Consider the following 25568-nt stretch of genomic DNA (forward strand, 5'->3'; position numbering starts at 1 on the left):
GAGTAAGGCCGCTCGCCTCGATGCAGAGCGGCATGGGAGAGAAACCTGGAGGATACCTATGACGAGGATTACACTCGGCGGTGCCGTCCTGCGCGGCACTGTCTCCACTGCGTTAGTGGCATCGTTGATGTCCGCACCGGCGCTGGGTGCGGCGCCGGTCGACTTGAGCAAGTGGTCGCCCGAATATGTGCGCTCCATTGCAGGCACACAGGATTTTGACACGGCCGCCGATTGCGCCAAGGTCACCCCGCTCGACTACAAGGGGCGACTGACGTTCTGGTATCAGGGCGTGTTCGAGGGCGACCCCGACCTGCTGCGCCAGTACTACAAGGACTTCTTCGAAACCTTCCGCAAGACCTATCCGAACATCCAGCTCGAGGACCAGGCCCTCACCTACAACGATCTCCTGGACAAGTTCCGCACGGCGCTGCTTGGCAATGCCGCGCCGATGGCGGTGCGCCTGCAAATCCTGGGCGGTACGGAGTTCGCCTCAAAGGGCTATCTGCAGCCGCTCAAACCCGAGGACGTGGGATATTCGACCGAGGATTTCTGGCCCGGCGCCATGAAGGCCGTGACCTGGGACGGCGTCACCTATGGCGTGCCGACGAACAACGAAACGATGGCCTTCATCTGGAACGCCGACATCTTCAAACGCGCGGGCCTCGATCCGGACAAGGCTCCGGCGACCTGGGACGATGTCGTCAAGTATTCCAAGCAGATCCACGACAAGCTCGGCATTGCCGGCTACGGCCTCGTGGCCCGCAAGAATGCCGGCAATACCCCGTACCGCTTCATGCCTCAGTTGTGGGCCTATGGCGGCGGCGTGTTCGACGAAGCCACGGCGAACCCGACCTACAAGCAGATCGAGCTCGACAGTCCGCAGAGCAAGGCCGCGCTGCAAGCCTCTTACGACATGTATGTTCGCGACAAGTCGGTTCCGGTTTCGGCACTCACCAACCAGCAGGCTGACAACCAGCCGCTGTTCCTCGCTGGCCAGCTCGGCATGATGATCTCGCATCCGTCCGACTACAATGTCATGCTTGACCTGCAGAATAAGGCGACGGGCACCGACAAGGACAAGGCGCAGACCGTTATCGACAACATGCGCTATGGCCTGATTCCGACCGGCCCCGACGGCAAGCGTGCCGTCGTTTTCGGCGGTTCGAACATTCACATCCTGAAGCCCGAATATGTCGAGGGCGGCAAGGTGGACGAGCCGGCCGCGAAGGCCATCATATGCATGTGGACCAGCCCGGAATGGTCGCTGAAGATGGCTTACGCCGGCTCGAATCCGGGCAATCTCAACGGCTTCAAGACCAAATGGATGAAGGAACGTCTGGACAGCATCAAGTTCCTCGATGTCACGACTTCGATGCTGCCATATGGCATCCCGTTTCCGGCGCTGCCCCAGTCGCCTGAGATCATGAACATCATCGTCCCCGACATGTTGCAGAATGCCCTGACCGGAGCGATGACCGTCGACCAGGCAGCGGACGATGCGGCCAAGAGGGTGAAAGAGCTGATGGGCGGCGGGCTCTAGCCGAAGCCTGACTTGAGATCTTACCGGTTGCGCCTGGAGCGCAACCGGCCCGTTCCGAAAAATAAGGGCACGCCAAAGTGACGATCCTGACCGGCAAGACCGGGACTCGGGGAGGATTGCGACCCCTGTTGCGGAAGATCTGGGAACATCGCGCCGACTATGCGTATGTGCTTCCCGCGATCGCCGTGATGCTGATCGTGATCGCCTACCCGATCTACTACACGGTCGAGCTGTCGTTCTTCAACACGCCGCCTGGCCTGCAGCTTCGCGACAAGATCTTCGTCGGCGTCGACAATTATACGGCGATCCTCAGCAGCGAGATCTTCTGGAAGGTCACCTCCAACACCCTGATCTGGACGCTGGCATCCACCTTCATCGCCTTTGTCCTGGGGTTTGCCTGCGCGCTGGCGCTCCATCGCGACTTTGTCGGCCGTGGTGTCCTGCGTGCCATCCTGATTATTCCCTGGGTCATTAGCGCCGTCGCCGCCTCCTATATCTGGAAGTGGATCTACCATTCGGACTTTGGCATCATCGGCGCGGTGCTGGTCCAGTTCGGATTGGCCGACCGGCCGCCGAATTTCATCGACAGCGTCTCAACGGTGCTGCCATCGCTGATTGTCGTCAATATCTGGCGCGAGTTCCCGTTCGCCATGATCATGATGATGGCCGGCCTGCAGACCGTTCCCGACCAGTTGCTACGCGCCGCAAAGGTCGACGGAGCCAATGCATGGCAGCGCTTTTGGCATGTCACCTTCCCGCATTTGAGAAACGTCTCGACGGTGACGATCCTGCTGCTGGCAGTCGCCAACTTCAATTCCTTCATCATCCCCTGGATCATGACGGGCGGTGGCCCGTCGAACGCTTCACATATCTGGATCACCCACATCTATGAGCTCGCCTTCGGCCGCCAGCGCTGGGGAGTGGCGTCGGCCTATTCGGTGCTGCTGTTCCTCATCCTGATGATGTTCGGTTACTTCTATGTCCGTGCGCTAAGCGGCAACGAGCGAAAGGATGGCAGCGCATGAGCACGACCGCTGAAACCGCCGCTCGATGCCAGCCCCGCCGCCGCATGCGCGTCGACGGATGGCGGTGGGGCGGGCGCATCTTCCTCGTCTTCATGGTGCTTTACACCGCGTTGCCGATGATCTGGATGCTGCTCACCTCGATCAAGTCCGGCTTCGCGGCCATGCAATTCCCGCCGCAATGGTGGCCTGACCAGCCGACACTTGCCAGCTACCAGAAGCTGCTCGACCCACAGAACAGCGTCGGCCAGGACTTTCTCCGCTTCTTCTGGAACAGCCTCTTCGTTTCCACTGCCACGACCATCCTTTCCGTCATCGTGGCAGTTCCGGCGGCCTATGCGTTTTCGCGCTTCACCTTCCCGGGCCGGAACTTCCTGTTCTTCGCGGTTCTGCTTCGAAACATGTTCCCGGCGGTGATCTTTCTCGTGCCGCTCTTCATCCTGATGCGCGCGATCGGGCTGGTGAACACGCATGGCTCGTTGATCCTGACCTATCTCACTTTCGGCCTGCCGCTGGCGATCTGGCTGCTGAAGGGCTTCTACGACAACATTCCGGTGCAGCTCGAGCAGGCGGCGCGCATTGACGGGGCGACGCGGTTCCAGGCCTTTATCCTGATCGTGATGCCGCTCTCGGCGCCAGGAATCATCGCCACGGCGATCTATTCCTTTATCGGTGCGTGGAACGAATACATTTACGCCTACACCTTCCTCTCCAAGAACGAGCAGCTGACGTTGCCGGTCGGCATTCAGCGCTTCTTCTCGGAAAACACGACGGACTTTCCAGGCCTGATGGCAGCCAGCTTCATCATGAGCGTGCCCGTCGTGGTCCTCTTCCTCGTCCTGCAACGATACTTCGTACGCGCCCTCACGGAAGGCGCGGTCAAGCACTAGGGAGTTGCCGATGGCCCATGTGGTCCTCAAAGATCTCGTCAAGACCTACGGCAGCTTCAAGGCCGTCAACGAGGTTTCGTTGACCGTCAATGACGGCGAGTTCGTTGCGCTCGTCGGTCCGTCAGGCTGCGGCAAGACAACAACCCTCAATCTCGTCGCTGGTCTGATTCCGATCACGTCAGGCGACATCGTCATCGGAGACCGGGTGGTCAATGACCTCGACCCGAAGGACCGGGACATAGCCATGGTGTTCCAGAACTACGCACTCTATCCGCAAAAGTCGGTCTACAAGAATCTCGCCTTCCCCCTGCAGATGCGCAAACTGCCCAAGGACGAGATCGACAGGAAGGTCAAGGAAGCGGCGCGCGTGCTCGATATGACTGAGTTGCTCGAGCGCAAGCCGCGCGAGCTTTCGGGCGGGCAGCAGCAGCGTGTGGCCCTGGGCCGTGCCCTCGTGCGCGATCCCGCTGTGTTCCTCATGGACGAGCCGCTTTCCAATCTCGATGCAAAACTGCGCGTGCAAATGCGGTCGGAGATAAAGCGCTTCCACCAGGACCTCAAGGCCACGATCATCTATGTGACGCACGACCAGCTCGAAGCCGTTACCATGGCAGACAGGATGGCCGTGATGAACGGCGGCTACCTGCAACAATACGATTCACCCGCGCAGGTCTTTGCCCATCCGGTGAACATGTTCGTCGCCAGCTTCATCGGCAGCCCGGCGATGAGCCTTGTTCCGCTGGAAGCATCGACGACAAACGGCAACACCGTGCTGACGGGCGCGGAGCGCTGGAGCCTCGAGCTCTCGCCGCGCAACGCCCGGAAAGTCGCTCGGGCAACGACCAGGAAAGTCGTGCTCGGCGCACGTCACTCGACGATCAAGCTCCACAAGAGCGCGGTGCCGGGCAGTGTCCCAGCCAAGGCCTACACAGTGGAGCCTACCGGAGACATCACCTTCGTGCAGGCGTTCGTGTCCGGAGCGATCGTCAATGTCAGCGTACCGCCGGCGATTGGCGTCGCGCCAGACGAGCAGATCTGGCTCGAGTTCGACCAGGCGCGGATGCACCTGTTCGACGGCGAAACTGAAATGGCCCTCGAGGCTGACTGAGCCAGGACAGGTGCATTTGGAATGGGGGGCGGATGACCGAGAAGCTTAAGATTAGCGCGATCAAGCCCTACCCAGTGTGGGTAGGAACGCGCAACCAAATGCTCGTCAAGATCGAGACCGACCAAGGCATATTCGGCTGGGGAGAGAGCGGCTTGAGCGGCCGCGAGAGGGCGGTGACCGGCGCCATCGAGCACTATCGTGAGTTTCTTATCGGCCGCGACCCTATGCAAGTTGGGAGGATATGGCAGGAGGTCTATCGCAGCCAGTATTTCGAAGGCGGGCGCGTTTTGCAGGCAGCGATTTCCGCCATCGACATCGCCCTGCACGACATCAAGGGCAAGGCGCTGGGGGTGCCGGTCTACGAGTTGCTCGGCGGCAAGCAGCGAGACCGTATTCCTACCTTTGCATCGACCGGAGACGAGGCCGAGGGCGATGCTGCCATCGAGCGCGCCCGCGAATTGCGCGCGCAGGGCTGGCAGGCGATCCGCTTCTTCCCCGTCGGGCAAAGCAGCAGAGACGTCTTCGAGCCGCGCGAGTCGATTGGCGCTACCGCGAGGACGATGAACAAGGCCCGCGAGGCGCTGGGCGACGACGCCGTGCTGGGCATCGATTATCATCATCGGCTGTCGGTGGCCGAGGCGGCGAGCTTTTGCAACAAGCTCGGCCGCGGCGTGCTGGATTTCCTCGAGGAGCCGATACGCGACGAGACGCCGGAGGCCTACGAATCGCTGCGCAAGATGACTGACATTCCGTTCGCCATCGGTGAGGAATTTGCCAGCAAGTGGCAGTTCCTGCCCTACATCGAACGCGGCATCCATCAGTTCAACCGGCTCGACATATGCAATGTCGGCGGATTCACCGAGGCGATGAAAGTCGCTGGCTGGAGCGAGGCGCACTATGTGGACCTGATGCCGCACAACCCCCTTGGTCCGGTGTGCACCGCCGCGACTATCAATCTCGGCGCGGCGGTGCCGAATTTCGCGTGGCTCGAGACCAGAGCGCCGGAAAGGAAGCTGGGCTTCGACAATTCCGAGTTCTTTCCCGTGCAACCACGGCTGGACGGCCCGGACTACCCGGTCAGCGACCTGCCGGGGCTCGGCGTCGAGGTCAACGAAGAGGCGATCCGGGCGCGGAGTTTCCGTTTCTGGGAAGCGCCCCACCTCAAGCGCCGCGATGGTTCTGTCACCAACTGGTAGTTCAATTTCAACCGGAGTCCATCATGACGCATACCCCCGACATCACGCGGCCACCTAGAGACCTGATCGACGCGCTAAGGGAGATCGGCGCCGCAACGGTTGCCGGCACGCTTGGCCATATGGGCTTCCGCAATCCGCATATGGTCGGACCGGTGGCGCAGAACCACGGGAAGTCGATCGTCGGGCCGGCGCTGACGCTACAGTTCCTGCCGCAGCGGCCGGATCTTTTCAGCGAGGGAGAATACGCCGATCCAGAGACGCAACTGCATCGGCACGTGCTCTATCATGCGCAGGAGGGCGACGTGGTTGTGGTCGACGCGCGCGGCGACATGAGCTCCGGCGTCTTCGGCGATATGATGTCGACCTATTTCAAGGGCAGAGGTGGCGCGGGTATCGTCATCGACGGATGCATGCGCGACCGGCCCAATGTCGAGAAGCTCGACCTGCCGTTGTGGCTGCGCGGCTGGACGCCCAACTACCATGTGCAGACCAGCATCTATCCAAACGCCGTCAACGTTCCGATTGCCTGCGGCGGCGTCACGGTCATCCCCGGCGACATTATCGTGGCCGACGATGACGGAGTGGTGGTGGTTCCAGTCGCAATGGCCTCAAAAGTGATTGAAGAATCGAAGAAGCATCACGATTGGGAAGAGTTCTCGCGAGAGAAGCTCATGCAGGGCGCGCCGTTGCAACGCTACTATCCGCTGCATGACGATGCCCGAGCAGAATACGAAGAGTGGCGCAGCGCAAAGCGCTAGCAGAACCAGCTGGCGTATGGATCACCAGCGCGTCTCGACTAGAACTTCGTGTGCTTGGAGCGGTGCAGCGTCAAAGGTGATGTCCGATTTCGGCGTGGCCTCGACGATCGCGCGGGTCTCGAACCTCGGCGTTCTCACCTACGGCATCTACGCCGCCGCGAAATGAGCCTGAGTTCCGTGCGGCAAGACGACGTCCACGGTTTAGAAGCCAGCGCCACTTCGCTTATCGATGCTGCGATCGGCGGAGATCTTGCTGGTGGTTCCGTTGAGTTCAGGCGTCGTGCGCTGCCTGAACCGACACCGCAACGTTGCGCTCTGCCCTCGACGCCGCGAGCTCGATTCCGATCATCTTGATTTGCTGGCTCTTTGCCTATCTTTGCTCGGTCTGGCCGGAGACCTCCTCGGCGAGTTGAGGCGATACGCCCCATCAACTGAGCCTTCGGGTCATCGCGGTTGCCTGCGAAACGCGCGGCCTTTCGAGCCCTGCCTCCGCAACGGCCGGCAACTTGCGGGGCCGGGTTCAGCACTCTTCCCGTATCGTTTTCGCGAGCTTGCTTACGTCGACGCTGGTCCTGCCGGTTGGTGCCGGAGGACTGCCTGCGAAGGCAGGTACAGCCGCAAGACGGACATCCTGGCTGAACTACCCGAGCGTTTGACTGGCAAGGGCATAAGTCATCGGCGTGATTGCACCGCCGGCAAAATCGGTCAGGCTTTTGCCCATCGACATGGTCAGCACAGTGTCGAAAACCGGCATTCCGCTGTGCGACAGAAAGGCGGCGAACTCGCCATTGTGCATGTGGGTGTCGATCCGCAGGAAAGACCCCGAATGGTCGGTCACGTGCGGCTTGACGACCGCGATGGCGTCCGCGTCGTGTTCCGCCACGACCGGCCCTACAACATGACCCCGCCCGAACGGCCGACAGAGCGCGAACGCGTTCAATGTGTCGCCCTTGAAAAGACCATAACCCGACGAGTGCGCGAAAAGCTTTTCAATCAGGGCCGCCCGCCTCACGCCAAATCCTGCCGCGTCGAGCGCGATCGCCGCGGGAATATCATTTGCCCCCAAAGTCCGAATGTCACCTGGAGTATTTGTCACCCCACCCGTCATTTGCGTGAGGGCAATACCCTGGCATTGATAGACGGTCTTCTCCGGCTGAAAGTCGAGCGAGAGATAGAGCCGCCTTGCCGCCCGGGTTGCATTGAGCCGCAGATCGCAGCCGACGACGTTCTCGATGACCCGCTTCATCAGCCATTGCCCCGCCCCCAGCGTCTGAAGTCGCGGCGAGGTAATGACCATGCCGACGGTCGCGAAATCTGCGCCATGCGCGAACCACATAGCCGAACCGAGAACCCGGCCGATCTCATCAAGCGCCACGAACCCCTGTCCGGATTCTCGCAGGAACTGCCAGTCCTCGGCCCGATGCGGCCATCCCACGGAGAGCGAGAGCGCGTGCAACCGGTCCAGTTCGACCCCTCCGATGTCGCCGATGCGCATCGAGAAGGTGTCGACTTTCAAGCTTTCGGACGGCTTCAATTCCATGCCTCTGAAAGATTACCGCAACTTGACGGACGACACGCTACAGTCGCCTCTGCTCACCAACGCTAAACAAACTGGCCCCGTACGATTTGCTCGAAAGCCGCGTGCTAACGCAAGATTCAACTGAAACATTTCCGCTTTCGGCACGCAATCGCGTCAGACCGCGCACATCCTTCGCGGCAATGTTGCAACTATGGTCGACGGCACCCAACCCCGGCGAACCCGAAACGTTTTGAGAGCTGGAATGGACGTCTTCGACATTCTCGACCGTCTCGTCGCCTTTCCATCGGTTGCCGGCAAGCCGAACGGCGACATCGCAGGGTGGATCGAGGCCTTCCTCGCGGGACACGGAATAAAGGTCACCCTGCTTCCAGGGCCGGAAGGCGACCGTTTCAATCTTTTCGCGACGGTCGGGCCCGCCGATGTCCCCGGCTACATCCTGTCCGGCCACATGGACGTCGTTCCGGCGGGCGAGCCGCAATGGAGTTCGGCTCCTTTCGCGATGCGCCGGGAGGGCGAGCGGCTCTATGGACGCGGCACCACCGACATGAAGGGATTTCTGGCCGCGGTGCTCGCCGCCGTCCCTGCGCTGGCGGGACTTCGCCTTGCCAGGCCAATCCACCTCGCCTTCTCCTATGACGAGGAGGTGGGATGCCGCGGGGTGCCACATCTGATCGCCCGCCTTGCCGAACTTTGCGCCAAGCCGCTCGGCGTCATCGTCGGCGAGCCGAGCGGCATGCGCGCCGTACGCTGCCACAAGGGCAAGGCGGCCGCCCGCCTGACCATCCACGGGCGTACCGGCCATTCCTCACGGCCCGATCTCGGCCTCAACGCCATCCACGGCATGGCTGATGTGCTGAGCACGGCCGTCGGTGAAGCCGGGCGGCTGACGCACGGTCCGTTCGACCTTTCGTTCGAGCCATCCTACTCCTCGCTGCAAGCCGGCGTGGTGGCGGGCGGACAGTCGGTCAACATAATTCCCGACACCTGCACTCTGGACCTGGAGGCTCGCGCCATTCCAGGCGTCGACCCGGCCAACCTGCTCACGCCGGTAAAGGCGCGAGCCGACGCGCTTGCAGCCGAAGGTTTTCGGGTCGAGTGGACGCCGATCAGCGCCTATCCGGCGCTGTCGCTGCCACAAGACGCGGCACTGGCGGCACTGCTGCGTGAGTTGACCGGCGAAGCGCCGCTTGCTGCCGTCAGCTACGGCACCGAGGCCGGACTTTACCAGGCCGCCGGGTTAGACGCGATCATTTGCGGGCCCGGCGACATCGGCCGCGCCCACAAGCCGGACGAATACATTCTCGCCAGCGAGCTCACCGCCTGCCAGCGGATGGTCGAGGCGCTTGGCGCCCGTTGCGCGGCCTGAAGGGGAACCGCAATGACGTTCCTTTTCAATTCCGATGCGCGGCGCGGCGCGGTCTTCGCCGAGGCCTTCGCCAAGGAATTGCCCGACCTCCCCTTCGCCATAGACGCCACGACCGTCGATCCCGACGCCGTACGCTATCTCATTACCTGGACCGCGCCAGAAGACGTCGCGCGTTACAGAAACCTGGAGATCCTGTTTTCCATTGGCGCCGGCGTCGACCAGTTCCGCCTCGATACCGTACCGGAACAAGTGAAGATCGTGCGCACCGTCGAGGAAGGCATCGTGCGCATGATGCAGGAATATGTGACGCTGGCCGTGCTCGCCCTGCATCGCAACCTGCCCGCCTATCTGGCACAGCAGCGCGCCGGTGAATGGCGTGATATCCCGCAGCTGCAGGCTAGGTCGCGCCGGATTGGCGTGCTCGGCCTCGGGCAACTCGGCCAGGCCGTTCTCGACCGGCTGAAGCCCTTCGGCTTTCCGCTCGCCGGCTGGAGCCGCTCGCCGCGGCGGATCGACGGCGTGACTTGCCACCACGGCGAGTTCGGGCTGGAGGAGATGCTCGCAGCCAGCGACATACTGGTCTGCCTGCTGCCGCTGACCGAGGCGACGCGCGGTTTCCTCGATGCCGATCTGTTTGCGAAACTGCCCAAGGGCGCGGCGCTCGTCCACACCGGCCGAGGGCCACAGCTCGATCATGAAGCCCTCGTCGCCGCCCTCGATAGCGGCCATCTGTCGGCCGCAAGCATTGACGTGACCGATCCCGAACCGCTTCCCGCGGGCCATCCTTTCTGGTCGCATCCGAAGATCATCCTGACCCCGCATGTCGCAAGCGTCACCCAGTCCGCGACCGCCGCGCGGGCGATCATCGAAGACATCCGACGCCACCGCGCCGGGCTCGACCCCATCGGGCTCGTCGACCGGTCGCGCGGCTATTGAAGTCCAACCTGAAAGGCCATCTCTTGTCCCTGCTCAAGACCGTCGATACCGACCCGTCCTTCCCGCCACGCCAATCCAAGGCACTGCCCGAAAGGCTGATAGCCGGCGACCCCGCCTTCAAGACATGGGCGCAGGACGTGGCCAAGGACGACCTCGTCCATACCGGCGTCTGGGAGGCGACGCCGGGCGAGACGCGCTCGATCAAGGGCGAGACTTTCGAATTCTGCCACATCCTCACCGGCGTGATCGAAATCACGCCCGACGGCGGCAAGCCGGTGACCTACCGCGCCGGCGACAGTTTTGTCATGAAGCCGGGCTTCACCGGAGTCTGGAAGACCATCGAAACGGTGCGCAAGATCTACGTGACCGTTGGCTGACCGGCCCGCGCGACGTTTTCAGCCACCGCAACAGATTTTGCCGTCCCGCGCGGCGGGCGCGCAACATTCGTCCGCGGCGGTTCGCCGAACGATGCATGCTGCTTGCCCGCCCACGCTAGGGTCATGGTCAATGCTGCTGAGTGGTCACCCATGAGCCTGAGCTTCGATCCAGACAAGGTCACTCTCCCCATCGGCCATTTCATCGGCGGTGAGGTGATCGTGGCCGAGGGCACGATCGAGATGCGCCGCCCCTCGGATGGCAAGGCATATGCCGGCTGCCCGGTGGCTGGCGCCGATATGGTCGACCGAGCGGTAGCGAGCGCCAGGGCGGCGCTCAAGGCCAGCAACTGGGGCGGCGTTCGGCCGCGCGAACGCACCAGGGCGCTCCAGGCCTGGGCCGACCTGATCGAGGCGGAAGCCGAAACGCTGGCGAAAATCGAGGCGCTGTGCTCGACGCGGCCCGTCGGCCAGCTTGTCGCCGGCGACATTGCCGTAACCGCCGAGCAGATCCGCTTTTTTGCCGAGTTCGCCGACAAGGAAGGCAGCGAGCTTGTGCCCACGGACGATGCCACCCTTGGCATGATCATGAGCGAGCCCTATGGCGTGGTCGGCGCGATCACGCCCTGGAATTTTCCAATCTCGATGGCCGGCTGGAAGCTCGGTCCAGCGCTGGCCGCAGGCAATGCGGTCGTGCTGAAGCCGTCGGAAATGACACCCTTCTCGGCCGTCTATATGGCAGAGCTCGCCGTCAGGGCCGGCCTGCCGGCCGGGCTGATCAACGTGGTGCTCGGCGATGGCCCGGCGACCGGCACGGCGCTGACCGGCCATCCCGAGATCGCCAAGGTCTCCTTCACCGGCTCGACCCGCGCGGGCTCGGCCATCATGGAGAATGTCGCCCGCACTGGCGTCAAGCCGATGACGCTGGAACTCGGCGGCAAGAGCCCGCAAATCGTCTTTGCCGATGCCGACCTCGACAAGGCGGCGACGGTGATCGCCGGCAGCGTCACCTTCAACGCCGGCCAGGCCTGCGTGGCCGGCACGCGCCTGATCGTCGAGAGGAGCGTGGCCGACAGGCTGACAGCCGCCATCCTCGAACGGATGAAGGCGGCTCGGCCGGGCCCGACCTGGGACGAGGCGACGCAGTATTCGCCTGTCATCTCGGAACGACAGCGATCGCGCATCGACAGCATCGTGCGGGCCGCGGTCGAGGCCGGCGGCGAATGCCTGACCGGCGGGTCGGCCATGGACAGTCCCGGCTATTTCTACCAGCCGACGCTGATTGCCAATGTCGACCAGTCCAATCCGGCGATCATCGAGGAGATCTTCGGCCCGGTCCTGACCGTCCAGACCTTCGAGACCGAGGAAGAGGCGCTGACGTTGTCGAGCCATCCGACCTACGGGCTGGCCTCCGGCCTGTTCACATCAGATCTCTCCCGCACCATCCGTCTCGCGCGCAAGCTCGAAGCCGGCACGGTCTGGGTCAACCGCTACAGTCGCTCTCGCGACCACATCCTGCCTACCGGCGGCTACAAACGCTCCGGCATCGGCAAGGATCTGGGCCGCGAGGCCTATCACGCCAATCGCAGGACCAAGAGCGTCCTGATCAGCCTCTAGAGAGATTTCGATGAAATCCTATTCGATCGCCCTGATCCCCGGTGACGGCATCGGCCGCGATGTGACCGCCGCCGGCTGGTCCGTGCTGGAAACGGCGGCCAAACACGCAGGCTTTGTCCTGACCGGAACCGAGTTCCCCTGGTCCTGCACGTTCTTCAAGGAAACCGGCCGCATGATGCCGCAGGACGGCATCGAGACCTTGCGCGCCTTCGACGCCATCCTTCTCGGCGCGGTCGGCTGGCCGACAGAGGTACCGGATTCCGTCTCGCTCCACGGCCTGCTGCTGCCGATCCGCAAGGCATTCGTGCAATACGCCAACATCCGGCCGCATCGCTTGCTGCCGGGTGTGACAGGGCCGCTGCGGGCGGAGAACTTCGACATCCTGTGCATTCGCGAGAACACCGAGGGCGAGTATTCGGGCGCCGGCGGGCGCGTGCACCAAGGCACGCAGGACGAGGTCGCAGTCGAGACTTCGATCTTCACCCGCGCCGGCGTCGAGCGCATCCTGCGCTTTGGTTTCGAGCAGGCGCGGGCGCGCCGGGGCAAGCTCGCCTCCGTCACCAAGTCCAATGCGCAGAAATACTCGATGGTGTTCTGGGACGAGATCACCAACAAGCTGGCGGAGGACTATCCCGACGTCGCCGTGACCAGCTATCACGTCGACGCGCTCGCCGCGCGCATGATCATGGCGCCGGAAAGCCTCGACGTGGTCGTCGCCTCCAACCTTTTCGGCGATATCCTGACCGACATCGGCGCGGCGATCCAGGGCGGACTGGGCTATGCCGCCTCCGCCAACATCAACCCGGACCGCTCGGCGCCGTCGATGTTCGAGCCGGTGCACGGCTCCGCGCCCGACATCGCTCATCTCGGCATCGCCAATCCGATCGCCACCATCTGGTCGGGCGCCATGATGCTCGATCATCTCGGCGAAACAGCCGCCGCCGACCGCATCATGAAGGCCGTCGAAGCAACAACCGCGCGCGGCATTGGAACCATTGCCGGCAAGGATCGCACGGAAGCCGTCACGGCCGCCGTCGTCGCGGCGCTCATCTGATTGCAAGGTCGTCTTCGATGAAAAACCTGAAAGACAAAAGTCTGTTCCGCGAGGCCGGCCTGATCGGCGGCAAATGGGTTGTTTCCGACTCCGGCAAAACGGTCGAGGTCATCGATCCGGCGACCCAGGCCGCCATCGGCACGGTGCCCGACATGGCCGGTTCGGAGACTCGTGCGGCCATAGAGGCCGCGGCGTCCGCCTATGGGGATTGGAGGAAGAAGACCAACGCCGAGCGTGCCAGCCTCCTGGAAACCTGGCATGGCCTGATGCTCGCCCATCTGGACGATCTGGCGCTGATCCTGACCACGGAACAGGGCAAGCCGCTGGACGAGGCCAGAGGCGAGATCCGTTATGGCGCGTCCTTCGTCAAATGGTTCGCCGAGGAAGCGCGGCGCATCAACGGCCACACCATCCCCTCACCCACATCCGACCGCCGCATCATCGTACTGAAGGAACCCGTCGGTGTCTGTGGCATCATCACGCCGTGGAATTTTCCCAATGCGATGATCACCCGCAAGGTCGCGCCGGCTCTGGCCGCCGGCTGCACGGTGGTGATCAAGCCATCCGAGTTCACGCCCTATTCGGCGCTGGCGCTGGGCGTGCTCGCCGAGCGGGCGGGCATCCCCGCGGGCGTCATCAACATCGTCACCGGCATGCCGGCCGAGATCGGCAACGAGATCATGGCCAACGAAACTGTGCGCAAGATCTCCTTCACAGGCTCCACACGGGTCGGTTCGCTGCTGATGCGCGGCGCGGCCGACAGTGTGAAGCGGCTCAGCCTCGAACTCGGCGGCAACGCGCCTTTCATCGTCTTCGACGACGCCGATCTCGATCTCGCCATCGAGGGCGCGCTCGTCTCTAAGTTCCGCAATGGCGGCCAGACCTGCGTCTGCGCCAACCGCATCCTCGTCCAGGCCGGCGTCTATGACGCGTTCGCAGCGAAGCTCACGGCTCGAGTCAACGCCATGACGGTTGGGCCAGGCACGCAGCCCGGCGTCGCCATCGGGCCGATGATCAACATGGCGGCGGTCGAGAAGATCAACCGCCACGTCGAGGACGCGCTCGCCAAAGGTGCCGAGATCATCACCGACAGGTCGGCCTTGCCCGAAGGTCCTCAATACGTCGCGCCGCTGGTGCTGACCGGCGCCACGGCGCAGATGCAGCTCGCCGGCGAGGAAACGTTCGGGCCCGTCGCGCCGCTTTTCCGGTTCGAGACGGAGGAGCAAGCGATCACGCTGGCAAACGGCACGCCCTACGGGCTTGCCTCCTACTTTTATACCGAGAATCTGAAGCGCGCCTGGCGTGTCGGCGAGGCCCTGGAGTTCGGCATGGTCGGGCTCAACACCGGCTCAGTCTCGATGGAAGTGGCTCCCTTCGGCGGCGTCAAGCAGTCCGGCCTCGGGCGCGAGGGCGCGCAAGCCGGCATCGAGGAATATCTCGAGATGAAGAGCTTTCACATGGGCGGGCTGGGCTGAAGCCGCCCCCCAATCACTGGATCCGGTCGAGCGCCTTGTAGTAGAGGCCGACCATCGGCAGGAACCACGGCTTGCCCGAATAGCCGGGAATGGAAGGCCACTCGAGCCCCTTCAGCGGATTGCGGTCCTCACGGCCGAGCATGGCATCGGCCATGATCATGCCGAGATGGGTGGAAAGCTGCGCGCCATGGCCGGAATAGCCCATCGCGTACCAGACACCGTCATGGTAGCCGGCGCGTGGGAAGCGGTCCTTGGTCATGTCGACCAGCCCGCCCCAGCAATAGTCGATTTCGACCTTGGCGAGCTGCGGGAAGATCGCCGCGAGGCCGGCCTGCAAGATTTGCCCGCTCTTGGCGTCGGAGCGCTGGTCGGACGTCGCCGAGAAGCGTGCACGACCGCCGAAGATCAGACGCCTGTCGGGCGAAAGCCGGAAGTAGTTGCCGATGTTCATCGAGGTCACGCATGTCCGGTTGCCCGGCATGGTGGCGGTGATCTCGGCGTCGCTTAAGGGCCGCGTGGCGATGATGAAGCTGCCGACGGAGATGAGCCTGCGGCGGAAATAGCCGAAGTCAGGCGTCGTGTAGGCGCCGGTCGCCACCAGCACGTTGTCGGCGCTGATCCGGCCTCGCGAAGTGGCCAGCTCATGCCTGCTTCCGGCCTGCTGGCGGTCCGTCACCCTGGTGTTCTCATGGATGACGGCGCCATGGCAGGCGGCGGCCGTGGCGAGACCCGCCACATAGCGGCCCATATGCATCATGGCGCTCTTCTTCGACAGCATCGCGCCGTGGAAGGGTGAGCCGATCTCGGATTTGAGATCGGCCGTCGAAAGCAGCGCCGTCTCCGGATCCACCTCGGCATGGACGGCTTCGAAGTTGCGCGCGATCGCCTCGAAATGCCGCGGTTTGGAGGCAAGCTTCAGCTTGCCGGCGCGGCGGAAATTGCAATCGATGCCTTCCTCGGCGACCAGCGCCTCGATGGTGTCGACTGAATCGTCCAACGCCCGGTAGAGCGCGATCGCGCGTTCCTTGCCGAGCTCCGCCTTGGCCGAGAGGTAGCTGTGGGCAAGGCCGTTGTTCAGATGGCCGCCATTGCGGCCGGATGCGCCCCAGCCCACCCGCTCCGCTTCCAGCACAGCCACCTTGGCGCCGGCCTTGGCCAGTTGGCGCGCGGCGGCGAGACCGGTGAAGCCGCCACCGATGATCGCCGCGTCGAAATGCCCCTCGACCGGGCCTTGCGCGCCGCCGGAAAAGACCGGGGCGGTGTCGTGCCAGTAGGAAACCAGCTTCATCGGCAATCCGCCCGTTTCAAAGCCCAACCACGCCCGGAAGACCCGAAATGTCCGGTATTTCAATATAGCCATAGTAAGGGTTGGCCGGTTCGTGGCCGCGATTGACCCAGACCTTGTTCTTTATACCGAGATCATGCGCCGACATCAGGTCGTAGCGGAACGACGACGAACAGTGCAGGACATCTTCCGGACCGCAGCCCAGCATGTCGAGCATATATTCAAAGGCTTTGAAGCGCGGCTTGTAGGCCTGCGCCTGCTCGGCCGTGTAGACGGCATGGAACGGCGCGCCAAGCTTCTCGACGTTGGACATGATCTGCGCGTTCATAGCGTTGGACAGGATGACCAGCGGGATTTCCTTGGCAACCTTCGCCAGACCCGCCGGAACATCGGCGTGCGGCCCCCAGGTCGGGACACGCTCATAGACCATTTTGGCGTCCTCGGGGCTGAAGGCGACACCATTGCGCTTGCAGGAGCGCTCAAGCGCATTGTGGATGACGTCGGCATAGGGCTTCCAGTCGCCGAGAATCTCATCGAGCCGATAGGCGGCGAAGTTCTTGATGAACTCCTGCATGCGCGGCTCATCAAGCCGGCTGCCGTAAAGGTCGCGCGCCGCTTCCGCCATCTGGAAGAAGGTCAGCGTGCCGTAGCAGTCGAAGGTGATGTATTTGGGCCTGAAAGAAGCCATGTCCGTCGATCTCCGGTGGAAGCACACCCGCGTTGGATGTATCTCATCATAGGACGGCGGGCAGCGACCCACCTGACCGAAATCGCCCTCTCGAAAGCAGAAAGTTCCGTATCCGCCATCGGGTTTGGCACGCTGTAGCATCTGGCCGTCGATCGGAGTGCCCGCTCGCGACCTGAACTGCCCCCACCGAGGAGGGGAGCAGCAGAAGATGCGGCGCACGCCCCGCGCAAAGGCGAAAGATACCGCCGCGACCGAAGCCTTCAGACGATCTGCGGCGCGCCGATGCCCGAGACTTGCGTGCAGACGGAAGGATGCTCCATGCAGCAGGGTGAGATCGAACTCCGGGCCTTCGGGCCTGACCATATCGAAGGCGCGGTGGCGCTTTCTCGCCAGGAGAACTGGCCGCATCGCCCGCAGGACTGGCGGATGGCGCTGCAGCTCTCGAGTGGCGCGGTCGCGCTCGACGATCGGGGCCAGGTCACCGGCACCATCCTGGTGACGCCCTATGGCATGGACTGCGCCATGATCAACATGGTGATCGTCGACAGGGCCATGCGGGGCAAGGGGCTCGGACGCCGGCTTATGGACAAGGCTTTCGCCCTGGCCGAGGACCGGCCGCTGCGGCTTGTCGCGACGACGGACGGCATGCCTCTCTATGAGAAACTGGGCTTCGTGCCCTCCGGCACCATTCTGCAACATCAGGGCCAGGTCGCGGAACTCGGCGCGCCAGATGGCGTGGAAGCCGCGGGCATCGACGATTTGCTTGAAATCAAGGCGCTGGACCGCGACGCCTATGGCGCCGACCGCGAAGCTCTGATCGATGCGCTCTCGGAGCGCGGCCAATTCGCGGTCATCCGCCGCAACGGCGCCATCGAGGCCTATGCGGCGATCCGCCCGTTCGGACGCGGCGAGGTGGTCGGTCCGGTGATCGCGGGAAGCGCCGACGAGGCGAAGGCCCTGATCGGCTTCTTCGCCGCGTCGCGCGGCGGCGCTTTCCTGCGTGTGGATACCGACAGCCGAACCGGCTTGGCCGGTTGGCTCGCGGAAATCGGCCTCGCCCATGTCGGCGGTGGCGTGACCATGGACCGTCCGTCCAACAGGAGCGCGCGGCAGGCCAGGCCAAAAGTTTACGCACTCGCCAACCAGGCGCTCGGCTAGTCCGGAGGACAACAATGCTCGCCAATTCCCTGATCGAACTCGATCGCGCCCATCTCATCCATCCGGTCTCGTCATATCGCGGCCATGAGGCGCTCGGCGTGCGCGTGCTGAAATCGGCCAAGGGTGCGACCGTGACCGATGCGTCCGGCAGGCAGCTCGTCGACGGTTTCGCAGGATTGTGGTGCGTCAACGCCGGTTACGGCCACGACAGCATCGTCGAGGCGGCGGCCCGGCAGATGCGCGAGCTTCCCTACGCCACCGCCTATTTCGACCTCGGTTCGGAGCCGGCCATCCGGCTTGCCTCGGAGTTGGCCGAGCGGGCGCCCGGCGATCTAAACCATGTCTACTTCACGCTTGGAGGATCGGACGCTGTCGACAGCACGATCCGTTTCGTCCGCTACTACTGGAACGCCAAGGGCGAGCCGCAGCGCGACCAGTTCATTTCGATCGAGCAGGGCTATCACGGGTCGTCGGTGGTCGGCGCGGGCCTGACCGCCCTGCCCGCCTTTCACGCGGGTTTCGGCATCCCCTTCGAGTGGCAGCACAAAATCCCCTCGCCCTATCCCTATCGCAACCCGGTGGGTGAAGACGGCAACGCGATCACCGCCGCATCGCTCGCCGCGCTGAAAGCGAAGATCGAGGCGATCGGGCCGGAGCGGGTCGCCGCCTTCTACGCCGAGCCGATACAGGGCTCGGGCGGGGTCATCGTACCGCCGAAAGGCTGGATCAAGGCCGTGCGCGAGCTCTGCCGGGAATATGGCGTCCTGTTCATCGCCGACGAGGTGATCACCGGCTTCGGCCGCACCGGGCCTCTGTTCGCCTGCACGGACGAGGACATCGTTCCCGATTTCATGACGACGGCGAAGGGCCTGACCTCGGGCTACGTTCCGATGGGCGCCGTATTCATGGCCGATCATGTGTACGACGTCATCGCCGATGGCGCGGGCGCTTCGGCGGTCGGCCACGGCTACACCTATTCGGCCCATCCCGTCAGCGCCGCCGTCGCGCTAGAGGTGTTGAAGCTTTACGAGGACGGCCTTCTGGAAAATGGCATCAAGGCCGGCGCCCGCCTGTTGGCGGGATTGGAGAGCCTGAAGGACCACCCTCTCGTCGGCGACGTGCGCGGTCGCGGCATGCTTGCGGCGGTCGAACTGGTGACCGACAAGCAGAAAAAGACACCGCTTCCGGCGTCTTCGATGCCGGCCCGACGGGTCTTCGACAGGGCCTGGGACAACGGCTTGATCATCCGTGCCTTTGCGAATGGAGTTATCGGCTACGCACCGCCGCTCTGCTGCACGGACAGCGATATCGATACGATCATCGAACGCACGCGCCAAACGCTCGACCAGACGCTGGCCGATCCAGACGTCCGCCGGGACATGGCATGACGGGCGGATTTTCCATGTCTCGAAATATCGCCGGGACAGATGATTTCGCAATTTTGTGCCGCGTCCCAGCGCCATTTCGGCGAATCCAGCGCGGGGGAAGTGCCAGACTGCTCATAAGACAAGGCCAGAAAGCCCGGATTTCCGAGCCTTCTAAAAGGGCCGACGCCCCGGACAGCACGGAATTTTGTTCTGTTCAGCACATGCAATTCGGCTGCGCGCAGAGGAGTGCTAGATTTGGCCAGGGGCTTTAGAGAATTCAAGTACATGACCTTCGACGTCGTCGGCACGCTGATCGACTTCGAAGGCGGCATTACGACCTGCCTAGCCGGGATTGCCGCCGACGCTGGCGTTTCCATCGATGGCGAAGCCGCGCTGGCCCTGTATCGGCAAGCCCGCTACATGCCCGATGCGGGACTGTTTCCTGACGATCTCGTGCGCGTCTACATGGTCATCGCGCCGCAACTCGACCTGCCGGCCGAAGAGAAATATGGCATCCGGCTGCGGGACTCCGCCAGCGCCTGGCAAGGCTTCCCCGACAGCGCGACGGCATTGGCTGAGCTTGCGAAATCGCACAAGCTGATTGCCATGACCAATGCCCGGCGCTGGGCGCTCGATCACTTCGAGAGGCAGCTTGGATCGCCCTTCTTCGCCACCTTCACGGCCGACGATACCGGCACGGAGAAACCGGATCCGGCCTTTTTCCAGAAGGTCTTCGATTTCGTCGCCTCAAGGGGGGATAGCAAGGACGACATCCTCCACGTCGCGCAAAGCCAGTATCACGACGTCGGTATATCCCGTGCGCTGGGCGTGACCAATTGCTGGATCGAACGCCGACACGCCCAGAAGGGCTATGGCGGCACAATCGAGCCCGAGCGCTTCACCGTACCAGACCACCACTTCACCTCGATGGCCTCCCTTGCAGCGGCCGTTCGGGAAAGCCTGAAGGAACGAGCCTGAACCAAAGCCCGGAAAGCCGCAACAAGACGAGCATCCCGACCAAACAAACAGAAAGGGGAATAACATGACCGACAAGATCACGAACTGGACCAGCGCGGACGATGCCATGGTCGAAAATGCCATTAGACGCGGCGCCAACCGTCGCGAACTTCTCAAGATGCTATTGGCCGGCGGCGCCGCGGTTGCCGCGGGCAGCGTGGTGCTCGGCCGTGCCACTCAAGCCGTTGCCGCCACGCCCGTTTCCGGCGGAAATTTGAAGGCGGCCGGCTGGTCGTCCTCGACTGCCGACACGCTTGATCCCGCAAAGGCGTCGCTGTCCACCGACTACGTCCGCTGCTGCTCGCTCTATAATCGCCTGACCTTCCTCGACAAGGATGGCAAGACGCAGATGGAGCTGGCCGAAAGCTTCGACAGCAAGGACGCCAAGACCTGGACAGTGAAGCTGCGCAAGGGCGTCACCTTCCATGACGGCAAGGACCTCACCGCCGACGACGTCGTCTACTCGCTAAAGCGCCATCTCGACAAAGCGGTCGGCTCCAAGGTCGCCAAGATCGCCGCGCAGATGACCGGCTTCAAGGCGGTCGACAAGTCGACCGTCGAAATCACCCTCGCCGACCCGAATGCGGATCTTCCGACCATCCTGGCGCTGCACCATTTCATGATCGTCCAGGATGGCACCACGGACTTCTCCAAGGGCAACGGCACCGGTGCCTTCGTGCTGGAAACGTTCGAACCGGGCGTGCGTTCGATGGTCACCAAGAACAAGAACTACTGGAAGTCCGGCAAGCCCTACCTCGACTCCTTCGAGTTCATCGCCATCAGCGACGACAGCGCCCGCGTCAACGCCCTGCTTTCCGGCGACATAAATTTTGCGGCTTCCATCAATCCGCGCGCCATGAAGCTCATCAGCGGCCAGCAAGGCTTCGAATTGTTGCAATCGACTTCAGGCAACTACACCGACCTCAACATCCGGCTCGACATGGATCCTGGCAGCAAGGCCGACTTCGTCGCCGGTATGAAGTATCTCGTCAACCGCGAACAGATCGTCAAATCGGCTCTGCGCGGGCTCGGCGAAGTCGGCAACGACCAGCCCGTCTCGCCGGCGAACATCTACCACAATGCAGACCTCAAGCCGAAGGCGTTCGATCCAGACAAGGCGAAGTTCCACTTCCAGAAGGCGGGCCTGCTTGGCCAGTCCATCCCAGTGGTCGCCTCCGACGCCGCGACCTCGTCGATCGACATGGCAGTGATCATCCAGGCCGCCGGCGCCGACATCGGTATGAAGCTCGACGTCCAGCGCGTCCCGGCCGACGGCTACTGGGACAATTACTGGCTCAAGGCGCCTATCCATTTCGGCAACATCAATCCACGCCCGACGCCGGACATCCTGTTCTCGCTCCTCTATGCTTCCAACGCGCCGTGGAACGAAAGCCAGTACAAGTCCGAGAAGTTCGACAAGTTGCTCGTCGAGGCGCGCGGTTCGCTCGACCAAGCCAAGCGCAAGGAAATCTACAACCAGATGCAGACTATGGTGTCCGAGGAGGCCGGCACCATCATCCCGGCCTACATTTCCAACGTCGATGCCCTCTCCAGCAAGGTGAAGGGTTTGGAAGCTAACCCGCTCGGTGGCATGATGGGCTACGCAATGGCGGAATATCTCTGGCTCGAAGCCTGAGAAGCGCTTGTCGGGGACCGCGCAGCCGGTCCCCGACACTGCATTGCGCAAGATTGTTGGCCGACTGCAACCCGGGAGTACTTCCATGAAGTCTGGGGTTCTGAAGCTCGTGATGAAGCGGCTGGCGGTCGCGGTGGTCACCCTTCTGATCGTCCTGTTCGCCGTATTTTTCGCCACCAGCATGCTGCCTGGCGACACCGCGTCGATCCTTCTCGGCCAAGCGGCGACACCCGAGGCTGTCGCCGGCCTGCGCGAGGCCATGCATCTCAACGATCCGGCGATCCTGCGTTTCGTGCTCTGGCTCGTCGGCCTGCTCCACGGCGACCTCGGCACCTCCTATGCCAACCAGATGCCGGTCGCGGCGCTGATCGGCGGGCGCCTGGTCAACACCATGAAGCTCGCCGCCATCACGACGGCGCTCTCGGTGCCGCTGGCGCTGACGCTCGGTATCACCGCAGCGATGCTCAGGGGCTCGGTCTACGACCGCACCGTCACCGTCTTTTCGATCGGCGTCATTTCCGTGCCGGAATTCATGGTCGCGACCCTCGCGGTCCTGCTCTTCGCCGTCTATCTGAAATGGCTGCCGGCGTTGTCCTCGGTCAACGAGGCGCATTCGCTGACCGACCTTGTGCGCATCTATGCCATGCCGGTGATCACGCTCACCTTCGTCATCTCCGCGCAAATGATCCGAATGACCCGCGCCGCGGTGATCGAGACGCTCTCCACGCCCTATGTCGAGATGGCGCTTCTGAAAGGCGCCTCGCGCAGCCGCATGGTGCTGAGGCACGCGCTCCCCAATGCGCTCGGCCCCATCGTCAACGCGGTCGCGCTCTCGCTATCCTATCTGGTCGGCGGCGTCATCATCGTGGAGACAATCTTCAACTATCCCGGCATCGCCAAGCTGATGGTCGATGCCGTCGCCACCCGCGACCTGCCCCTGATCCAGAGCTGCGCGATGATCTTCTGCCTCGGCTACCTCTTCCTCATCACCGCCGCCGATATCGTCGCCATCATGTCCAACCCGAGGCTCAGATGACGGTGGCACGCGTGACAACCTCCCGACGGTCGTTCCTGGGCCATAGCTACAGCCTCGTGGGCGTCGTCGCCGCGTTGGTCATCCTGGCCTGGATGCTCGTCGCGATCCTCGCTCCCTATATCATTCCCCATTCGATCGGAGACATTGTCGACGACGACTATTTCGGGCCGATGCGGCAAGGGCTGTGGCTCGGCTCCGACTATCTGGGTCGCGATATGCTCTCGCGGGTTCTGATGGGCGCGCGCTATACCGTCGGAATTTCACTTGCCGCCGTCTTCATTGCCTGCTTTTCAGGCGTGGTGCTGGGGATGACAGCGGCCGTCACCGGTGGCTGGCTCGACGCGTGCCTCAGCCGCTTCTTGGACGCGATGAACTCCATTCCCAGCAAGCTTTTTGGTCTTGTCGTCGTTGCCGCGGTCGGCTCGTCGATCCCTGCACTGATCCTGACGCTCGCGGTCATCTATACCCCAGGCGCCTACCGCTTCGCGCGGGCACTCGCCGTCAACATCAACACGATGGACTTCATGACCGTCGCCCGCGTGCGCGGCGAAAACACCGCCTATCTCATCGGCTCCGAGATCCTGCCCAACATCATCCGGCCGGTGCTGGCCGATTTCGGCCTGCGCTTCGTCTTCATCGTTCTGCTGCTCTCGGGCCTCTCCTTCCTGGGCCTCGGCCTGCAGCCGCCGCTCGCCGACTGGGGCGCGCTGGTGCGCGAGAATATCGGCGGCCTGCCCTTCGCGGCTCCCGCCGTCATCATTCCCTCGCTGGCGATCGCCAGCCTCACCATCAGCGTAAACCTGCTGATCGACAATCTGCCGCAGAAGATCAGGGACCGGGACGCATGACCAATCTCGTCGAGGTCAGGGATCTGAGGATCGAGGCGACCACCGACGCCGGCAGGATTGTCGAGATCATCAAGGGCGTCAGCCTCGACATCCCCGACGGCGAGATCGTCGCCCTCATCGGCGAGAGCGGCTCCGGCAAGACGACGGTGGCGCTCTCGCTCATGGGCTATGCGCGGCCCGGCTGCCGGATCACCGGCGGCGAGATCAATGTGAACGGCAAGAACATGGCGGCACTTTCCGAAAAGCAGCGCGCCAGGTCACGCGGCACAGACATCGCCTATGTTCCGCAGAGTGCGGCCGCATCCTTCAATCCCTCGTCGACGATCATGGAGCAGGTGATCGAGGTCACGCGGATCCACAACCTGATGCCGCCCGAGCGAGCGCGTCAGCGTGCGGTCGAGTTGTTCAAGGCCCTTTCGCTGCCGAATCCGGAAGGGATCGGCGCGCGTTATCCGCACCAGGTTTCGGGTGGGCAATTGCAGCGCCTGGCGGCGGCCATGGCGCTTATCGGCGATCCCAAGCTGGTCATCTTCGACGAGCCGACGACGGCCCTCGACGTGACAACCCAGATCGACGTGCTGAAAGCCTTCAAATCGGTCATGCGGGCGGGCGGAATAGCAGGTATCTACGTCTCCCACGACCTGGCCGTAGTCGCTCAGATCGCCGACCACATCGTTGTGCTGAAGGGCGGCGAGGTGCAGGAGACCGGCACCACTGCTCAGATTCTTTCCGCTGCCCAGCACCCCTATACGCGCGAACTGCTGGCTGCCTTCGAGCCGAAACCACGGCAAACGCATGCGGACGGGGATGCGGGCGCCAAGCCGTTGCTGCGCATCGACAATGTGACCGCCGGCTATGGCGCGGTGCGAGAGAACGGGCTGCCACTCATCCGGGCCGTCGATTCCGTCAGCCTGGTCGTCGAGACAGGACGCAACCTCGGCATCATCGGCGAATCCGGCTGCGGAAAATCGACGCTGGCGCGCGTGATCGCCGGCATCCATCCGGCTGCGGCCGGCAACATCATCTTCGACGGCAAGCAACTGGAGCGCGCCGCAGGGAAACGCAGCCAGGACCAACTGCGCGAGATGCAGATCGTGTTCCAGTATGCCGATACCGCGCTCAATCCGGCCAAGCCGGTGGAGGACATCATCTCCCGGCCGCTGGCCTTCTATCACCAACTCGACAGGCAGGCGCGCTCGAAACGCGTCGACGAACTGCTCGACATGGTTCGCCTGCCGAGGACGCTTCGTTACCGTCGCCCGTCGGAACTCTCAGGCGGCCAGAAGCAGCGGGTGAACTTCGCCCGCGCCCTTGCGGCCGGCCCCAAGCTCATCATCTGCGACGAAATCACCTCGGCGCTCGACACGGTGGTCGCTGCCGCCGTAATCGAACTGCTCAAGGAGTTGCAGCGCGAGTTGGGCCTTTCCTACATTTTCATCAGCCACGACCTCTCCGTCGTCGAAGCGATCTGCGACGAGATCATGGTCATGTACAACGGGGAGCGGGTGGAGCAGATCACGCCTGACAAGCTCGAGGCGCCCACCCATCCTTATTCGAAGCTTCTCTTCTCCTCTGTGCCAAAGCTCGATCCGACGTGGCTCGATGGCCTCGTCCGCGACCCGGAACTCGTCAGCCAGTACGGCCACCGCTGACGGGG

Annotated in this window: 22 protein-coding genes; 19 read left to right on the forward strand and 3 right to left on the reverse strand. The window is 63.2% G+C overall.

Going from position 1 to position 25568, the window contains the following annotated elements; all coding sequences use genetic code 11:
- Positions 1 to 58: 58 nt before the first annotated feature.
- From EB233_RS27015 to EB233_RS27040, 6 genes are all read left to right on the forward strand, one after another.
- On the forward strand, positions 59 to 1540 hold the full coding sequence (locus EB233_RS27015) for an ABC transporter substrate-binding protein (protein WP_064987785.1): 1482 nt from the start codon (positions 59 to 61) through the stop codon (positions 1538 to 1540).
- A 77-nt stretch (positions 1541 to 1617) separates the two neighbouring features.
- Positions 1618 to 2565 (forward strand): carbohydrate ABC transporter permease, encoded by a 948-nt coding sequence (locus EB233_RS27020; RefSeq protein ID WP_027056097.1) that lies wholly within the window; start codon positions 1618 to 1620, stop codon positions 2563 to 2565.
- Entirely contained in the window at positions 2562 to 3452 is an 891-nt protein-coding gene (locus EB233_RS27025) for a carbohydrate ABC transporter permease (RefSeq protein WP_064987784.1), read from the forward strand. Before EB233_RS27020 ends, EB233_RS27025 begins: the two co-directional genes overlap by 4 nt.
- A gap of 10 nt (positions 3453 to 3462) precedes the next feature.
- Positions 3463 to 4560 (forward strand): ABC transporter ATP-binding protein, encoded by a 1098-nt coding sequence (locus EB233_RS27030; RefSeq protein WP_064987783.1) that lies wholly within the window; start codon positions 3463 to 3465, stop codon positions 4558 to 4560.
- 32 nt (positions 4561 to 4592) lie between these two features.
- The gene (locus EB233_RS27035) at positions 4593 to 5756 is read left to right on the forward strand and encodes a mandelate racemase/muconate lactonizing enzyme family protein (protein WP_064987782.1); all 1164 of its coding nucleotides are present in this window, start codon (positions 4593 to 4595) and stop codon (positions 5754 to 5756) included.
- A gap of 23 nt (positions 5757 to 5779) precedes the next feature.
- Entirely contained in the window at positions 5780 to 6514 is a 735-nt protein-coding gene (locus EB233_RS27040) for a ribonuclease activity regulator RraA (RefSeq protein ID WP_064987781.1), read from the forward strand.
- Between the two features lie 640 nt (positions 6515 to 7154).
- On the opposite strand, the gene EB233_RS27045 is transcribed toward EB233_RS27040, so the two are convergent.
- On the reverse strand, positions 7155 to 8054 hold the full coding sequence (locus EB233_RS27045; protein WP_064987780.1) for a GNAT family N-acetyltransferase: 900 nt from the start codon (positions 8052 to 8054) through the stop codon (positions 7155 to 7157).
- 241 nt (positions 8055 to 8295) lie between these two features.
- Here EB233_RS27045 and argE point away from each other — a divergent pair, with 241 nt between their 5' ends.
- The 6 genes from argE (at position 8296) to EB233_RS27075 (ending at position 14876) form a co-directional block, all read left to right on the forward strand.
- The gene (gene argE, locus EB233_RS27050) at positions 8296 to 9420 is read left to right on the forward strand and encodes an acetylornithine deacetylase (protein ID WP_064987779.1); all 1125 of its coding nucleotides are present in this window, start codon (positions 8296 to 8298) and stop codon (positions 9418 to 9420) included.
- A gap of 12 nt (positions 9421 to 9432) precedes the next feature.
- A complete protein-coding gene (locus EB233_RS27055) occupies positions 9433 to 10356 on the forward strand; it encodes a 2-hydroxyacid dehydrogenase (protein WP_064987778.1) in 924 nt (307 codons plus the stop codon).
- Positions 10357 to 10379: 23 nt separating this feature from the next.
- Positions 10380 to 10733 carry a cupin domain-containing protein gene (locus EB233_RS27060; protein WP_064988732.1) on the forward strand — a complete coding sequence of 118 codons (354 nt, stop codon included), beginning with the start codon at positions 10380 to 10382 and terminating at the stop codon, positions 10731 to 10733.
- Between the two features lie 150 nt (positions 10734 to 10883).
- Positions 10884 to 12347: an aldehyde dehydrogenase family protein gene (locus tag EB233_RS27065; protein WP_064987777.1), complete on the forward strand. Its 1464-nt coding sequence runs from the start codon at positions 10884 to 10886 to the stop codon at positions 12345 to 12347.
- A gap of 10 nt (positions 12348 to 12357) precedes the next feature.
- Entirely contained in the window at positions 12358 to 13401 is a 1044-nt protein-coding gene (locus EB233_RS27070; RefSeq protein WP_064987776.1) for a tartrate dehydrogenase, read from the forward strand.
- 17 nt (positions 13402 to 13418) lie between these two features.
- Positions 13419 to 14876, forward strand: coding sequence for an NAD-dependent succinate-semialdehyde dehydrogenase (locus EB233_RS27075; RefSeq protein WP_064987775.1), 1458 nt, complete (start codon positions 13419 to 13421; stop codon positions 14874 to 14876).
- Between the two features lie 13 nt (positions 14877 to 14889).
- On the opposite strand, the gene EB233_RS27080 is transcribed toward EB233_RS27075, so the two are convergent.
- Both EB233_RS27080 and EB233_RS27085 read right to left on the reverse strand, forming a co-directional pair.
- On the reverse strand, positions 14890 to 16164 hold the full coding sequence (locus tag EB233_RS27080) for an NAD(P)/FAD-dependent oxidoreductase (RefSeq protein ID WP_064988731.1): 1275 nt from the start codon (positions 16162 to 16164) through the stop codon (positions 14890 to 14892).
- 16 nt (positions 16165 to 16180) lie between these two features.
- A complete protein-coding gene (locus EB233_RS27085; RefSeq protein WP_064987774.1) occupies positions 16181 to 16849 on the reverse strand; it encodes a haloacid dehalogenase type II in 669 nt (222 codons plus the stop codon).
- A gap of 318 nt (positions 16850 to 17167) precedes the next feature.
- Between EB233_RS27085 and EB233_RS27090 the strand changes: the two genes are divergently transcribed.
- The 7 genes from EB233_RS27090 (at position 17168) to EB233_RS27120 (ending at position 25563) form a co-directional block, all read left to right on the forward strand.
- Entirely contained in the window at positions 17168 to 18007 is an 840-nt protein-coding gene (locus tag EB233_RS27090; protein ID WP_064987773.1) for a GNAT family N-acetyltransferase, read from the forward strand.
- A gap of 14 nt (positions 18008 to 18021) precedes the next feature.
- Positions 18022 to 19395 (forward strand): aspartate aminotransferase family protein, encoded by a 1374-nt coding sequence (locus EB233_RS27095; protein ID WP_064987772.1) that lies wholly within the window; start codon positions 18022 to 18024, stop codon positions 19393 to 19395.
- Positions 19396 to 19659: 264 nt separating this feature from the next.
- A complete protein-coding gene (locus tag EB233_RS27100; protein ID WP_425487718.1) occupies positions 19660 to 20352 on the forward strand; it encodes an HAD-IA family hydrolase in 693 nt (230 codons plus the stop codon).
- A gap of 64 nt (positions 20353 to 20416) precedes the next feature.
- Positions 20417 to 22027 carry an ABC transporter substrate-binding protein gene (locus EB233_RS27105; RefSeq protein ID WP_064987770.1) on the forward strand — a complete coding sequence of 537 codons (1611 nt, stop codon included), beginning with the start codon at positions 20417 to 20419 and terminating at the stop codon, positions 22025 to 22027.
- Between the two features lie 85 nt (positions 22028 to 22112).
- Entirely contained in the window at positions 22113 to 23063 is a 951-nt protein-coding gene (locus tag EB233_RS27110; protein ID WP_064987769.1) for an ABC transporter permease, read from the forward strand.
- On the forward strand, positions 23060 to 23911 hold the full coding sequence (locus EB233_RS27115) for an ABC transporter permease (protein ID WP_064987768.1): 852 nt from the start codon (positions 23060 to 23062) through the stop codon (positions 23909 to 23911). The genes EB233_RS27110 and EB233_RS27115 overlap by 4 nt, the downstream gene beginning before the upstream one ends.
- Positions 23908 to 25563, forward strand: a complete 1656-nt coding sequence (locus tag EB233_RS27120) for an ABC transporter ATP-binding protein (protein ID WP_064987767.1) — start codon at positions 23908 to 23910, stop codon at positions 25561 to 25563. The genes EB233_RS27115 and EB233_RS27120 overlap by 4 nt, the downstream gene beginning before the upstream one ends.
- Positions 25564 to 25568 lie beyond the last annotated feature (5 nt).

The organism is Mesorhizobium erdmanii (assembly GCF_013170725.1).
Classification (GTDB): domain Bacteria; phylum Pseudomonadota; class Alphaproteobacteria; order Rhizobiales; family Rhizobiaceae; genus Mesorhizobium; species Mesorhizobium erdmanii.

Excerpts from the sequence above, each read along its gene's own strand:
- EB233_RS27015 (WP_064987785.1), top strand. The coding sequence starts at position 59 with ATGACGAGGATTACACTCGGCGGTGCCGTCCTGCGCGGCACTGTCTCC.
- EB233_RS27025 (WP_064987784.1), top strand. The coding sequence starts at position 2,562 with ATGAGCACGACCGCTGAAACCGCCGCTCGATGCCAGCCCCGCCGCCGC.
- EB233_RS27030 (WP_064987783.1), top strand. The coding sequence starts at position 3,463 with ATGGCCCATGTGGTCCTCAAAGATCTCGTCAAGACCTACGGCAGCTTC.
- EB233_RS27035 (WP_064987782.1), top strand. The coding sequence starts at position 4,593 with ATGACCGAGAAGCTTAAGATTAGCGCGATCAAGCCCTACCCAGTGTGG.
- EB233_RS27040 (WP_064987781.1), top strand. The coding sequence starts at position 5,780 with ATGACGCATACCCCCGACATCACGCGGCCACCTAGAGACCTGATCGAC.
- EB233_RS27045 (WP_064987780.1), bottom strand. The coding sequence starts at position 8,054 with ATGGAATTGAAGCCGTCCGAAAGCTTGAAAGTCGACACCTTCTCGATG.
- argE (WP_064987779.1), top strand. The coding sequence starts at position 8,296 with ATGGACGTCTTCGACATTCTCGACCGTCTCGTCGCCTTTCCATCGGTT.
- EB233_RS27055 (WP_064987778.1), top strand. The coding sequence starts at position 9,433 with ATGACGTTCCTTTTCAATTCCGATGCGCGGCGCGGCGCGGTCTTCGCC.
- EB233_RS27065 (WP_064987777.1), top strand. The coding sequence starts at position 10,884 with ATGAGCCTGAGCTTCGATCCAGACAAGGTCACTCTCCCCATCGGCCAT.
- EB233_RS27070 (WP_064987776.1), top strand. The coding sequence starts at position 12,358 with ATGAAATCCTATTCGATCGCCCTGATCCCCGGTGACGGCATCGGCCGC.
- EB233_RS27075 (WP_064987775.1), top strand. The coding sequence starts at position 13,419 with ATGAAAAACCTGAAAGACAAAAGTCTGTTCCGCGAGGCCGGCCTGATC.
- EB233_RS27080 (WP_064988731.1), bottom strand. The coding sequence starts at position 16,164 with ATGAAGCTGGTTTCCTACTGGCACGACACCGCCCCGGTCTTTTCCGGC.
- EB233_RS27085 (WP_064987774.1), bottom strand. The coding sequence starts at position 16,849 with ATGGCTTCTTTCAGGCCCAAATACATCACCTTCGACTGCTACGGCACG.
- EB233_RS27090 (WP_064987773.1), top strand. The coding sequence starts at position 17,168 with ATGCAGCAGGGTGAGATCGAACTCCGGGCCTTCGGGCCTGACCATATC.
- EB233_RS27095 (WP_064987772.1), top strand. The coding sequence starts at position 18,022 with ATGCTCGCCAATTCCCTGATCGAACTCGATCGCGCCCATCTCATCCAT.
- EB233_RS27100 (WP_425487718.1), top strand. The coding sequence starts at position 19,660 with ATGACCTTCGACGTCGTCGGCACGCTGATCGACTTCGAAGGCGGCATT.
- EB233_RS27105 (WP_064987770.1), top strand. The coding sequence starts at position 20,417 with ATGACCGACAAGATCACGAACTGGACCAGCGCGGACGATGCCATGGTC.
- EB233_RS27110 (WP_064987769.1), top strand. The coding sequence starts at position 22,113 with ATGAAGTCTGGGGTTCTGAAGCTCGTGATGAAGCGGCTGGCGGTCGCG.
- EB233_RS27115 (WP_064987768.1), top strand. The coding sequence starts at position 23,060 with ATGACGGTGGCACGCGTGACAACCTCCCGACGGTCGTTCCTGGGCCAT.
- EB233_RS27120 (WP_064987767.1), top strand. The coding sequence starts at position 23,908 with ATGACCAATCTCGTCGAGGTCAGGGATCTGAGGATCGAGGCGACCACC.